This window comes from Pontivivens nitratireducens (assembly GCF_011290545.1).
Classification (GTDB): Bacteria; Pseudomonadota; Alphaproteobacteria; order Rhodobacterales; family Rhodobacteraceae; genus Pontivivens; species Pontivivens nitratireducens.
On record NZ_CP049811.1, the window covers coordinates 33,183 to 45,894 of the forward strand.

Genomic DNA, 12,712 nt, shown 5'->3' on the forward strand with positions numbered 1-12,712 from the left:
CCTGTCATTCGACGCGGCGATAGGTTGTCAGGCCCGCCGGTTCCAATCCGTCAGGCAAATGATGCAGGGTCTCGGAATGCCCCAGCATCAACAGCCCGCCCGGCCTCAGACGTGCGGTCAGTCTGCGCACCACGTCCTGCCGTTGGTCGGGTGCGAAATAGATCAGCGTGTTGCGACAGAAAATCGCGTCGAACTGAGCCTCGAATGGAAATGGCTCGATCAGGTTCAGCGTTCGAATCCGCATCAATGGCCGCAATTTCCGATGCGGCATGACGTTTCCGCCGCTGACTTCGAAATAAAGCCGAGAAGATAAAGGAATCTCGTCCAGCGCCTTGAGTGGATAGAGCCCGGCCCGAGCCTTCGCCAAGGCCGCCGCATCTATATCCGTTCCCAGAACCAGAAGGAGATCGCGCTTTTCCTCGCTCAACAGCGGCGCGATCGTCGTCAGGGCCGACCATGGCTCCTCGCCCGTCGAACATCCAGCAGACCAGCACCTGACGGCCCTGTCCTTGGGCAGATCCATCACGTGCCGTCGCAAACTGTCGAAATGATGCGGCTCGCGGTAGAACACCGTTACGTTCGTCGTGACCTGCGCGATCAGGTGATCCTTGTCTTCGTGTGACCCGCCTGCCTCCAATACCTCTATGTATTGTCTAAAATTCTGCCCCCGCCGCGCGGCTCGATCATGTAAAGCAGCGCAAACCGTGGCGGCATGACGCGCGCGCATGATGATGCCGAAGCGTCGGGACACCAGATCGGCAATCCTCTGCTCAGCTGGGTCAGCGGACATATATTGGGGGCTTTCAAGCATCGATCTATTCGGACAATCCGGGGTCCATGACCCGGTCGAGATCGACGATGCCGACCATCACCTCCCCCGCCATGATGATCGAGGTCAGCATGGCACGATCGTCGCCGTCACCCCGGTTGGGCGGAACGGGTTGAATGTCCGCACGTTGCAAGGTCAGAATGTCAGACACCGCATCGACGAGCAGGCCGACGCGCCGTCCCTCCGTCTGCACGATCACGATCACATTCGTATCATCCGGCGCAGGCGCCGGGGCACCGAGTCGGATGCGCAAGTCCTGGATCGACACGATCGAACCGCGCAGGTTCAATACGCCGAGATTGTGGGGGGGCTGATTCGGAAGCGAGGTCGTGCGCATCCATTGGCGGATTTCGCGCACATCCTGAATCCTGACGCCATAGGGGCGACCGTCCACGACAAAGCTCAGAAACTGGCAGGTGTCATCGCCTTCGGGACCGGTCAAATGATGCGTGTCTGCTTCTTCCAAAGGGGCTGCTTTCGAACTCATGCCGTTTCCTGTCTGTGTTTGGATTGATGCTTGAACATCAGTTTCCGCCTCTCGATCAGTGAGGGTATGTCGAGGATGAGCGCGACCCGTCCATCCCCCAGGATCGTCGCGCCAGAAACACCGGCGATGGCGCGATAGTTCTCCTCCAACCCCTTGAGCACGACCTGCCGCTGGCCGATCAGGGCATCGACGAACAGGGCAATCTGCCCGTCCGTTTCGGTATCGACCACGATGGCCATGTCACCGCGAGCGGATGTCTGCTCCCGACTGCCGAACAGATCGGCCAAGCTGTAGACCGGCAGATACTCACCGCGCCGCGCGACGAGGATTTGACCGTTGTGAAGCCGTTCGACATTGCCGTCGCGCAACTGCACAGCCTCGATCACCGTGCTGAGAGGCACGACGTAGCGTTCCTGCGCGACCTCGACGATCATTCCCTCCAGCACAGCCAGCGTCAGTGGCAAGGCGACCTGGAACCGGGTGCCCTCACCCGGTGTCGAGTGGATGAGGCAGCGCCCGCCCAGAGCCTGAATCTTGCGACGCACCACATCCATGCCCACGCCGCGACCCGAAACATTCGACACCTCCGACGCGGTGGAAAAGCCGGGAAGGAAAATCAGGTTGTCGATATCCTCCGCGGTCAGGCCATCCGCTGAGGGGATCAACCCCCGTTGCAGCGCCACATCGACGATCTTGTCGCGATTCAGGCCGCGCCCGTCGTCCTCCAGCGTTATAAGCACCCGTTCGCCGCGGTGTTGTGCGGTGAGCCGCAGCAAGCCATCGCGCGCCTTGCCTGCGGCCAAACGTTCGTCCGACGGCTCTATCCCGTGGTCCATCGCGTTGCGGATCATGTGGGTGAGTGGCTCTATCAGTTCCTCGATCACAGAGGTGTCCACCTCCGTTTCCTCCCCCGACACTTCTATACGCACTTCCCGCTCCAGAGTGGCGCTCAGATCGCGCACGATGCGGGGCATTCTGCTGAACGCGGATTTGATCGGCTGGGCGCGGATTGCCATGACGCTGTCCTGCATTTCGCGCACCTGCCGCGAGAGCGCCTCGATGCTGTGGGCGAGCGTATCCTCGACGCCATGCCGGGGCTGCGACAGCACTTGCGCGACGGCGGCCTGGGTAATCACGATCTCCCCCACCAGATTGACGAGTCGATCAATCCGGTCGAGCGGCACGCGCAGCGATTTTACATAACCTACCCCGGTGCCGCCGTCGGTGGTCGGTACACGCGCACCCTCGCTGGGCTGTGAAGTCCGCAAGGGAAGCGTTGCAGGTGCATCCGCCGTCGGCACACCGTCGATCCGCGCCGAAAGATCATAGATCGAGAAGAAGTCCCGCAAGACCGAAGGTTCGGCCTGCGCGAACGTCAGGTGCCACGTCCATGGGCAGACCATCGGATCGAGGTCCTCAAGCGGGGGCAGGTCGCCCGCGACCCGTACCTCCGTCAACCCGATGCGTCTGGCCCCTCGCAACATGCGAAGCGGATCGTGCGCGCAGGCCAGAAAATTGGGTTCGGGGCGAAACGTGACAACGATGGGTTCGCCATCTGCAGCCGGTGGTGTTTGCCCGGTTGTGTCCGCAGTGGCCACGGCGGACGGCTCAGGTTCAATGCCTACCAGCGCATCGAGAGACCGGGTGATTTGTTGCAGGACCTCGTCGCGCAGCGGAGCGTCGCTGCGGCTGTGCTCCACCAGTTCCTGCATCATATCCGACGCACGGAACAAGATCGGCAAGGTCGTATCGTCCACATCCAGGCGACCGGCGCGACAGGCGTCCATCACCGCCTCGAACCGATGAGCGAAACCGGTGAGGGCGTCCAGACCGAATGCCGCCGCCCCGCCCTTGACCGAGTGAACCGCGCGAAAGGTGGCATCCACGATATCGCGCCCGTGCTCGCCGCTGCTCATCAACGTGAGGTGGTCCTGCAACTCGGCCAGAAGTTCGTCACACTCGGTGAAGAACAGATCCTTGTAATCTTCGTCCTGATCCATCTGCGGTCACGTCAACTGATCGACGAGACCGAGGATCTGGTCGGGGTCGAAAGGTTTGCACAGCCAGCCGGTTGCATGGATACGCCGGGCCTCATCCTTGAGTTCCTGCGCGGTTTCCGTGGTGAGCAACAGCATGGGAACCAGTTGCCCCTCGGGCCGCTGGCGTGCTGCCTCGATAAATTCCAGGCCCGTCATATTGGGCATGTTCAGATCCGTGATGACGATCTCGGGCCGATGTTCGGACAGAGCGGACAGAGCCTCCACCCCATCATTGGCGGAAAAGACCGTATGCCCGCCATCCTCCAGACATTCGACCAGCATTCCCAGCATGCTACGGGTGTCGTCTACGGCCAGAACGCGTTTCATGATGTCATCTCCATCTTCATCATTTCGGCAAACAGGCCGAGGGTGGAAAAGCCGTCGACCAGCCCCTCGGACGGGCGTTGCAAGGTCAGACCGCCAGTCCGCCGCGCCGCGCTGAGCAGCACCATCACCATGGGGGTCGAGAGGACGGAAACGGCGCTGGCGTCGATAACGACCCGCGTATCGTCGGGCGCGTCGAGTATTTGCGCGCGCGTCGTGATCGCGACCTGTGCATCGGCCGTTTCCGGCAACAGAATCTCCGTCATCGCGTCCTCCTCTCACTGCCATGGGACCTGTATCGCGTCTGTTCCATAATTCTTCGTTACCAAGGGCAGAAAAACCTCGCTTCGCTTGTTTGCTGCGGTATTGGCTTACAGTCACCGAAATCTAAAAATCTGGACCTTTACATGATCTCGATCCTCGCTCGCATTCTGCTCCTGTTCACGGTGCTGGGCATCGCGCCGCTCAACGCCCATGAAATGCGACCTGCCGTCGCGACCCTGACGTCCGGGCCCGACACGCTGGAACTGGTGATAGACTTCAACCTCGAGGCTGCTCTGGCAGGAATAAGCGGGGAGCATGAGGATACGTCCGACGCGCCTGAGGCGGATCTCTACGATACCCTGCGCGCGCTGCCCCCCCAGGAACTGGAGGATATGCTGCGTGAGGCCGACATACGGTTCGTGCAACTGGATGTGGGCGATACCAGCGTGGCGTTCACGGTACAAAGCGCCGCGATTCCGCCCGTCGGCAATCTGGAGGTCGCGCGCGACAGTGTTATCACGCTGATCGCCCCCGCGCCCGCTGCCACGTCGGCGCAGATGTCATGGATCGCGGATGGCGGGCCAGCAATCATCGTCGTGGATGGGCCCGATGGCGAACCCGTCCATCAGGAATTTCTGAGCGCCGGCGCCACATCGGCTGCGTTTGACCTGACAGGAGCCGAGCGGCAGGGTTTGTGGCCGGTACTGGTGAACTACGGCGTGCACGGGTTCGAGCATATCATTCCCAAGGGCCTCGACCATATCCTGTTCGTCGTCGGCTTGTTCCTTCTGGCGGCACGGGTGCGTCCGCTGCTGGCCCAGATCACTGCGTTCACTGCGGCCCACACTGTCACGCTGGCACTGGGAACCATCGGCGTGATCAACCTGCCCCCCAGCGTCGTCGAACCGCTGATCGCGCTGTCCATCACATATGTCTGTGTCGAGAACATCTTCGCGCACAAGATGCACTGGTGGCGCCCGGTCGTGGTATTCCTGTTCGGCCTGCTGCATGGTCTGGGCTTCGCAGGCGTTCTGGGGGATGTGGGCCTGAACGGAGAACACTTCTTCGCCTCGCTGATCGCGTTCAATGTCGGGGTGGAAATCGGTCAGTTGACGGTGATCGCGCTCTGCTTCATGGCCGTCGGAATCTGGTTTCGAAACAAAAGCTGGTATCGCGCCGCGATCGTGATTCCGGGATCGGTGATTATCGGGGCCATCGGCTTCTACTGGTTCCTCGAACGAACCGTTCTTGCCTGATCTGCTCAGATCAGACCTGCGACGATCCGGCCCGCTTTACTTCGGCGGGCCGCGACACATGCTTCACCAGGCAAAGGGAGCATGACATGGAAACTGGAATTTCAACTTATCTCATCCTGTACGTGGCGACGCTGGCGGTGTTTCTGGGCATTGACTTCGTCTGGTTGAAACTGGTCGTCCTCGACATATTCGAAAGCAGGATCGGCACAATGATGCGCGACCAGCCCTTGATCGGGGTCGCAGCAGGATTTTACGCGGCCTTCGTGATCGGCATCCTGTATTTCGCCAGCGCCCCCGCAATCAATGGCGGCAGCAACTATACTGCGGTGTTCGTGAACGGCGCCATTTTGGGCCTGCTTGCCTACGGCACCTATGAATTTACCAGCATGTCGGTGATGAAAAACTGGGACTGGACCATGGTGGCGATGGACACGGCCTGGGGCGGTTTCCTCAGCGGTATCTCGGCTGTGATCGGTCTGTGGATTACGCGGCTGGTTCTCTAGCGGCACGTTCGTTGGCGCGATACTCGGCCTTGCTCTGGCCGGGCATCCCGATCCGCTGACCACCCTGTTCGTCCAGACTGGCTCGCTTGAAGGCGACATCCAGGGCGTACTTGCCCTCCGGATTGCTGATCTCCATCGTGCCGGCCAACTGCATCACGAAGGCCCGCATCAGCGGTTTGCCCATGCCCGAGCGTGGTTCGGGCGGCTCGATGGTCTCATCCTCCGGCACGGTGTTCGTGACGTTCAGTTCGACCACGTCCTCCGGGGTCAGCGTCAGGGATATCTCGATGCGCCAGTCGTCCGTTCCACGTCCCGAATAGTTCAGGGCGTTCATCATCGCCTCCGTCACCAATAGAGAGAACGGAACAGCCTGGTCGGGATGCAGATTGAACGTGGCCAGATCGGACAGGATGGTCGCGCCACTCTCCCCCGCCTTCGCGTCGGACAGATTGCTGACGATTTCGCGCACCAGCTTGTCCGCGGGCACACTGGTCAGGTTCGGCGTTTCGTAGAGCCGCTGATGCACGAGCGCGAGGCCCATCACACGTTCGCGCAGGGTGCGGATCGCCATGCGCTCCCTCTCATCCTGCGCGCCGCGCACCTGAATGTTCATGATCGAAATGATCAGCTGAAGGTTGTTCTTCACCCGGTGATAGACTTCGAGCAGAAGGACCGTCTTTTCCTCCACCAGATCGGACAGTTCCTGCTCCCCGGCATCCACGGCGCGGGCCATCTCCACGAAACTGCTGGACAGTTCCTCCAACTCACCGGATGCGCCCGCTATCGGGCGCATCGCACGCTCACGGTCGCCGCGCTTGAACGCCACGACAGATCGCTGAATGCGCTGAATGCCGGATACCACCAGCCTGCGCATGGCAAAATAGGCCAATGCGATACACAGGACCCAGACCAGACTTGGCAGCAGAATCGCTCTGAGAACGGACATCAGCGCCGCCGCACCCAGACCCCCGTCGGGTTTGGAGAACAGGCCCGCGATCTCATCCTCAACGATGGGCACGCGGGCGTAGGTCCGCACCCCGCCAAAAGCATCGACCCCTTCGAATACGATGGCTTCGTTGCTGTTTACGTAGTCATTCGACAACCCGACCGGCAGCCACCACGCCTGCTCAGTGTCCCTGACATTACGCGACAGGACCTTACCCTCATTGTCGATCAGCGCGACGTTCAAAGCGCCCTCGGCGTCATCTTCCGAGAAGACCGACATGACCTCACGCGGAACCGACAGCGAGATTGTGCCGCGCCATGTTCCATCGACGATAACCGGGTGGGAGATGATGAGGACCGCACGACTGGTCACGTTGCCCGATTCCACCACACTGACGGTCCGTCGCGGTTCCTCACGCTGAAGCAGATAGCTCTCAGACTCCGAAAGATCCCTCTCGATGGAGCTGAGGGATGAACATTTCATCAAGCCGTTCGCACCGATGAATGCCGCAAAGATGTTCCGCTCGGACTCCCCTATGAAACGTGCGAGTTCGGCCGAGCATTCCGCGCTGGTCCCGTCATAGACCATGGAATTTCGGCCCAGCGTGCGCGCGGCGCCGAAACCTTCGGCAATCTCCAGACGCTCCGTCTCCGCCGCCTGCCGCGCATCGGCCAGCAGATCGGAGGCGGCAAGGGATTTGGCCCGATCGTTGGCGCGCATCGCCTCGAAAACCGCCAATCCACCGATGGGAAGCAATGCGATGCTCAACAGGACAACGATCTGCCACGCCAATGACATTCGGTTGAAAAAGCTGGAACGGGATCGTTTCATTCCACCTCTATCTGGCAGGCATGAGAAATTACCGACGATTTGCATCTCGGGGCTTGCGATTTAACGCTTGGAATTATGCATCGTTCCAAACTTTTTGAAGATTTTGCGCTACAGTGCAAGTGATACGGTGGCCTTTCACGAAAAGCCGCTTAGATAGTGGCTTGGCCGAAATCATATCAGGCCGAAAACTACCCTAGGAGGATGGCAAGGATGCCGGACGACAGCACGATCGTTGGTCATATTGAAGAGAATTTGCCATATTTGCGGCGCTATGCCCGTGCGCTGACCGGCTCCCAAACCCGTGGTGACGCCCTGGCCGCCAGTACGCTGGAGGCTATCATCACCGATATGTCCCTGATGCGGACCGAGGGGCGTTTCCTCGTGCGGTTTTTTGCCGTGTTCCATTCGATCTGGATCGCCCAGGGCGACACGAACACCCGCGCCGATGGTGATGTCGAAGGAGAGGAGCGGATCGCCGCCGCCCGGCTCGACAAACTGACCCCACGCGCGCGTGAGGCGTTGCTGTTGAAGGTCATGGAACAATTCTCGGTCGAGGAAGTCGGTGAGATCATGGATCTGAGCGCTGAAGATGCGCGTGATCTGGTGCGCATCGGCGCCAACGAACTGGACAGCGGGCTCGCATCGAACATCATGATCGTTGAGGACGAACCCCTGATCGCAATGGATCTGGAGGCTATCGTCAGCGCTCTGGGTCACAAGGTCGTGGGCAACGCGCGCACGCATGAGGAAGCCTTGTCGATGTTCGACACGCATCAGCCCGGTCTGGTCCTGATGGACGTTCACCTGGCCGACGGTTCCAGCGGCGCGGACGCGGCAGCGGATATTCTTGAGAAATGGCCCGACCAGCCGATCATCTTCATCACCGCCTATCCCGAACGTCTGCTGACGGGCCAGCGGGCCGAGCCTGCCTTCCTGATCACCAAACCGTTCACCGAGGAACAGGTGCGCGCGACGGTCAGTCAGGCTCTGTTCTTCTCCGAGCGGACCGTTCCCGCCTAGATCGGGCCGGGGGACGAGCCAATTCAGTACGATGTCATCATCATCGGTGCCGGGGCCGCAGGATTGTTCTGCGGCCTCAATGCTGCGCGGCTGGGCAAGAGCGTGCTCGTGCTCGACCATGCGAAAGCACCAGGGGAAAAAATCCGGATCTCCGGCGGCGGGCGCTGCAATTTCACCAATCTGCACACAGCGCCCGAGAATTTTCTGAGCGGCAACAGGCACTTCGTCAAATCCGCATTGCGCCGCTATACCCAGTACGACTTCATCGAAATGATCGACGCCCACGAAATCCCGTGGCATGAAAAAACCTTGGGACAACTGTTCTGCGACGGCTCCGCCAAACAGATCGTCGCGATGCTGGTCAACGAACTGGCTAAGGCGGGGGGCGAACTGAGAACCGGCTGTGGCATCAGGACTGTCGGGCGGTCAGACGGCTTCACTCTTACCACCGAACAGGGAACGTTTCGCGGCGCGGCGCTGGTCATAGCGACCGGGGGAAAGTCGATCCCGAAGATGGGCGCCACCGGTTTCGGCTACGAGATCGCCCGACAATTCGGCCTGCCGGTGACGGATATCCGGCCTGCCCTGGTGCCGCTGACATTCGGCGAGGGCGGGTTCGGGGCACTTGCCGGGTTGAGTCTGGACGCCAGCGTCGCGGCAGGCGCGGCACGGTTCCGCGAGGGGTTGTTATTTACCCATCGCGGTTTGAGTGGGCCATCAATTCTGCAAGCGTCCTCCTACTGGCGCGAGGGGGACGGCATTCGCGTAGACGTTTTGCCCAGTGACGATGCGTTCGAGGTTCTGCGCAACGCTCGGCAGAGCGCAGGGCGTCAGACCGTGCGCACTGCATTGAGCGCTGTTCTGCCGAAACGCTTGGCGGCCTATCTGGCGCCTGAGGACGGAAATATCGCGGATCTGAACGACGCGGCACTGCGCGCGCTTGCCGACCGGCTGCACAATTGGCAACTGATCCCCAGCGGCTCCGAGGGATACCGCACGGCCGAGGTCACGCTGGGCGGCGTGGACACCGACGCGCTGGACAGCCGCACGATGGCCGCGAAATCCATGCCCGACCTGTATTTCATCGGTGAGGTCGTGGACGTCACCGGCTGGCTGGGCGGCTACAACTTTCAATGGGCCTGGTCGTCAGGCTGGGCCGCCGCGCAGGCGCTAGGCGGTCGCTGAGCAGCTCAGACCCGCAGGGGATCCGACTTTGCCAGCCGGTCGAACGCCATAAGTGAGGCGACGACCTTCGGCATCTGGTCCAGATAGATCATGTTCGGCCCGTCGGAGGGCGCGTTGTCGGGATCCTCATGCGTTTCCATGAACACCGCAGCGATGCCCAGACTGACCGCCGCGCGGGCCAGAACCGGGGCAAACTCACGCTGCCCGCCGGACGAGGCGCCCAAGCCGCCGGGCTGCGCCACGGCATGGGTGGCATCCATCACCACAGGATAGCCCGTGCGCGCCATGGTCGGCAGACCGCGCATATCCGCCACCAGATTGTTGTAGCCGAAGGTCGTGCCACGCTCACACAATAGGATTTTCTCATTCCCCGTGCTCGCCACCTTGTCCGCGACCGTGGACATTTCAGGCGGCGACAGGAACTGGCCCTTCTTGACGTTGACGCCGCGTCCGGTGCGGCCAGCCGCCAGCAGCAGGTCCGTCTGTCGGCACAGGAACGCGGGAATTTGCAGGACATCGACGATTTCGCCAACGGTTGCGCACTGATCCTCGGTATGGACGTCGGTGATGACGGGGCACCCGAACTCGGCCTGAACGGCCTCGAATATCCGTAAACCTTCGTCGATACCCAGACCCCGCTTGCCTGACAGTGAAGTGCGGTTCGCCTTGTCGAACGAGCCCTTGAAGATGAACTGCGCGCCGGCTTCGGCGCAGGCCTGCTGCATCTTTGCCGCGATCATGAACGCATGATCCCGGCTTTCCAGCTGACACGGCCCCGCGATGATGGTCAGCGGCTGATCGTTGCCGATCTTCAGATCGCGTATTTCGACGGTTTTCATCATTCAGTCCCCATAAGACATCTGCTCGCGCAGGATCGAGATCGTCAGACTAATCATCATGTAAGTCGCGAAAAAGATCACGAAGGCGAGCGCGGTATATTCGAAGGCCCGTGGATAGCTGGGCACCAGCGGACGCACCGGATTTACGGCGCGGGACAGGAACATCAACTGCTGGGACGCATCCCGACGCGCGACCTCCAGGCTTTCAACCGCGGAAGTGACCATGATGGTGCGCACTTCGAGTTCCTGTTCCGCCTGAGCCATTTCCGCGCTGATGCGCGCCAGCGAGCCGCGATCCGCCTGGGCGTTGACGATGATCTGGCGCTGCTCGGCGATCGCATCTTCCAGACGTGCAATCTCGGCGTTCAAAACGCGCATCTGTGCCTGATTCGGGCGGGCGTTGTCCTGCAAGGCGGCAAGGCTGAGGCGACGCTCCTCCAACGCGGCGGTCAGGCCGGAAATTTGCCCCTGCACCAGGCTGACCTCCAGCTCGGCGGAGAAGATGCCCCGTTGTTCCTGAAGCGTCAGAACCCGTTCATATGCCTCCTGAAGATTCGCCTGCGCGTCCTCCAAGACCAGTTGCGCACTGGCCAGCGCGTTTTGCTGGTTGCGATCGGACATGGTGTCCACGCGTTCCTCAGCCAGTTCGATCAGACGGTTCGAGATCGCAAAGGCCATATCGGGAGAGGCGGCAATCACCTCGATCCGCAAGATCCCCTCAAGTGTGTCGAATCCGATCAGCACCCGGTCCTTGTAGAACGAATAGGCCTCGTTTTCCGTGGCGTCCGCGGCCAGGCGTTGAATCGGATCAATGCTGGTTTGCGAATAATGGGCAATGATACCGAGTTCCTGATCCAGTATCCGCATCGCCTCACGCGAAGTCAGGAAATCCTGTACCGCAATCGAATCGCGCAGCAGGTTCGCGGATGCCGCCACGCCCGCCGCAGAATCTGAATTCAGCGTCGCGGCGGCCGGATTCAGCAGCACATTGGATTCCGAAGAATAAAACGGTGTCGCGTAATTGTAGTAGTAATTTCCGACCAGCACCGTCGGCAGAACGACGAAGAAGGCCAGACGCAGCCACAGCATAAGGAACCGCCGCCGCCGCCGCTGCACCAGCTCACGCTGGATTGCCTCGATTTCCGCGTCGCGGGGATCAATCTCGGTTGAGGCGGAAGCCACGGTATTGCCGACCTCGACCTTGGCGACGCCCTGCTCACGTCGTTTCGCGGGAAGCTGCTTATCCTCCTGCGCCTCTTTTTCCTTTTCGGCGCGTATCTGGGCGTTGACGACGGACATCACGTCCTGCCGTTTCTTGATCGGTGACGTGCCGCCATCGGGCGGGGGGACCTTGCCATCGCTGGCGGAATGTTCCTCCCAGCTGTCCGCCTCCGTCATCAGCTTGCGCGCTCGACGCCGGGCACGACGGGCGTTTGCTGCCGCCTTGCTCTTGTCCACGGGCTCTGCGCTCGCCTCGGCATCGGCAGGCTTGGACTGGTCCGACTGATCAGCGGGTGTAGTCATAGAACTGCTTGGCCTCTTCGAGACTGTCGTAAAATTTCAGACGTCCGTTTTTCAGGATGGCGGCCTTGTGCGCATAGGTTTCGAGTTGCTTTGGCATGTGTGACACCATCACCAGTGTCGCATGTTTGAGTCGCTGTCGAAACACCTCGCCCGCTTTGCGAACGAATTCGGCATCGGCCATGGTCGGCATCCCTTCGTCCACCAGATAGATGTCGAAATCGAGGCTGAGCAGAAGCGCCAGCGACAGGCGCCCCGCCATGCCTGACGAATAGGTGCTGACGGGCTGCTCGAAATATTCCTCCAGATTGCACATCCAGCGGCAGAATGCCTCGACATAATCGGGATCGACACCATAGAAATGCCCCGCGAAGCGCGCGTTTTCCGCGCCCGACAGGCTGGAATCCACCACCCCCATGAACCCCATGGGAAAGGAAATGCGGCTTTCGCGCAGAATAAACCCCTCATCAGGTTTGGTAATCCCCGCCATCATGTTGATCAGCGTGGTTTTTCCGGTTCCGTTCGGGGCGAGAATGCCGAGAGATTGGCCAAGCTCGATGCGAAAGGTCGCCTGGTCGAGGATCACCTTGCGGCGGACCCCCGTCCAGTACGATTTGCTCACATTGCGAAACTCGATCATCGTTGCCAGTCCCGCCCGGTTCCAGAAC

Annotated in this window: 13 protein-coding genes; 4 read left to right on the forward strand and 9 right to left on the reverse strand. The window is 60.8% G+C overall.

Going from position 1 to position 12,712, the window contains the following annotated elements:
- Nucleotides 1-4: 4 nt before the first annotated feature.
- Genes G8E03_RS00150 through G8E03_RS00170 form a run of 5 tightly spaced genes read right to left on the reverse strand, consistent with a single transcriptional unit; the run spans nucleotide 5 to nucleotide 3,945 of the window.
- Entirely contained in the window at nucleotides 5-790 is a 786-nt protein-coding gene (locus tag G8E03_RS00150; RefSeq protein ID WP_166187259.1) for a CheR family methyltransferase, read from the reverse strand.
- Between the two features lie 25 nt (nucleotides 791-815).
- Complete coding sequence (locus G8E03_RS00155) at nucleotides 816-1,316, reverse strand: chemotaxis protein CheW (RefSeq protein ID WP_166187262.1); 501 nt, start codon at nucleotides 1,314-1,316, stop codon at nucleotides 816-818.
- On the reverse strand, nucleotides 1,313-3,316 hold the full coding sequence (locus G8E03_RS00160; protein ID WP_166187263.1) for a chemotaxis protein CheA: 2,004 nt from the start codon (nucleotides 3,314-3,316) through the stop codon (nucleotides 1,313-1,315). The genes G8E03_RS00155 and G8E03_RS00160 overlap by 4 nt, the downstream gene beginning before the upstream one ends.
- 6 nt (nucleotides 3,317-3,322) lie before the next feature.
- Nucleotides 3,323-3,682: a response regulator gene (locus tag G8E03_RS00165; protein ID WP_166187265.1), complete on the reverse strand. Its 360-nt coding sequence runs from the start codon at nucleotides 3,680-3,682 to the stop codon at nucleotides 3,323-3,325.
- Nucleotides 3,679-3,945 carry an STAS domain-containing protein gene (locus G8E03_RS00170; protein ID WP_166187267.1) on the reverse strand — a complete coding sequence of 89 codons (267 nt, stop codon included), beginning with the start codon at nucleotides 3,943-3,945 and terminating at the stop codon, nucleotides 3,679-3,681. Before G8E03_RS00170 ends, G8E03_RS00165 begins: the two co-directional genes overlap by 4 nt.
- Before the next feature lie 141 nt (nucleotides 3,946-4,086).
- Between G8E03_RS00170 and G8E03_RS00175 the strand changes: the two genes are divergently transcribed.
- Nucleotides 4,087-5,199, forward strand: coding sequence for a HupE/UreJ family protein (locus G8E03_RS00175; protein WP_166187270.1), 1,113 nt, complete (start codon nucleotides 4,087-4,089; stop codon nucleotides 5,197-5,199).
- Between the two features lie 86 nt (nucleotides 5,200-5,285).
- On the forward strand, nucleotides 5,286-5,702 hold the full coding sequence (locus G8E03_RS00180) for a DUF2177 family protein (protein ID WP_166187272.1): 417 nt from the start codon (nucleotides 5,286-5,288) through the stop codon (nucleotides 5,700-5,702).
- On the opposite strand, the gene G8E03_RS00185 is transcribed toward G8E03_RS00180, so the two are convergent.
- Nucleotides 5,683-7,479, reverse strand: a complete 1,797-nt coding sequence (locus G8E03_RS00185; RefSeq protein WP_166187274.1) for a sensor histidine kinase — start codon at nucleotides 7,477-7,479, stop codon at nucleotides 5,683-5,685. The genes G8E03_RS00180 and G8E03_RS00185 overlap by 20 nt on opposite strands.
- A gap of 210 nt (nucleotides 7,480-7,689) precedes the next feature.
- On the opposite strand from G8E03_RS00185, the gene G8E03_RS00190 reads away from it, so the two are divergent.
- Nucleotides 7,690-8,499: a response regulator gene (locus G8E03_RS00190; protein WP_166187276.1), complete on the forward strand. Its 810-nt coding sequence runs from the start codon at nucleotides 7,690-7,692 to the stop codon at nucleotides 8,497-8,499.
- A gap of 21 nt (nucleotides 8,500-8,520) precedes the next feature.
- Entirely contained in the window at nucleotides 8,521-9,684 is a 1,164-nt protein-coding gene (locus tag G8E03_RS00195) for a BaiN/RdsA family NAD(P)/FAD-dependent oxidoreductase (RefSeq protein WP_166193718.1), read from the forward strand.
- Nucleotides 9,685-9,689: 5 nt separating this feature from the next.
- Here G8E03_RS00195 and kdsA read toward each other — a convergent pair whose 3' ends face one another.
- From kdsA to G8E03_RS00210, 3 genes are read right to left on the reverse strand one after another with little or no spacing between them, the layout of a single operon-like run.
- Complete coding sequence (gene kdsA / locus G8E03_RS00200; protein WP_166187278.1) at nucleotides 9,690-10,523, reverse strand: 3-deoxy-8-phosphooctulonate synthase; 834 nt, start codon at nucleotides 10,521-10,523, stop codon at nucleotides 9,690-9,692.
- A 3-nt stretch (nucleotides 10,524-10,526) separates the two neighbouring features.
- Nucleotides 10,527-12,047: a KpsE/RkpR family capsule polysaccharide export protein gene (locus G8E03_RS00205; protein WP_166187280.1), complete on the reverse strand. Its 1,521-nt coding sequence runs from the start codon at nucleotides 12,045-12,047 to the stop codon at nucleotides 10,527-10,529.
- Nucleotides 12,031-12,684, reverse strand: coding sequence for an ABC transporter ATP-binding protein (locus tag G8E03_RS00210; protein ID WP_166187282.1), 654 nt, complete (start codon nucleotides 12,682-12,684; stop codon nucleotides 12,031-12,033). The genes G8E03_RS00205 and G8E03_RS00210 overlap by 17 nt, the downstream gene beginning before the upstream one ends.
- Between the last annotated feature and the right edge of the window lie 28 nt (nucleotides 12,685-12,712).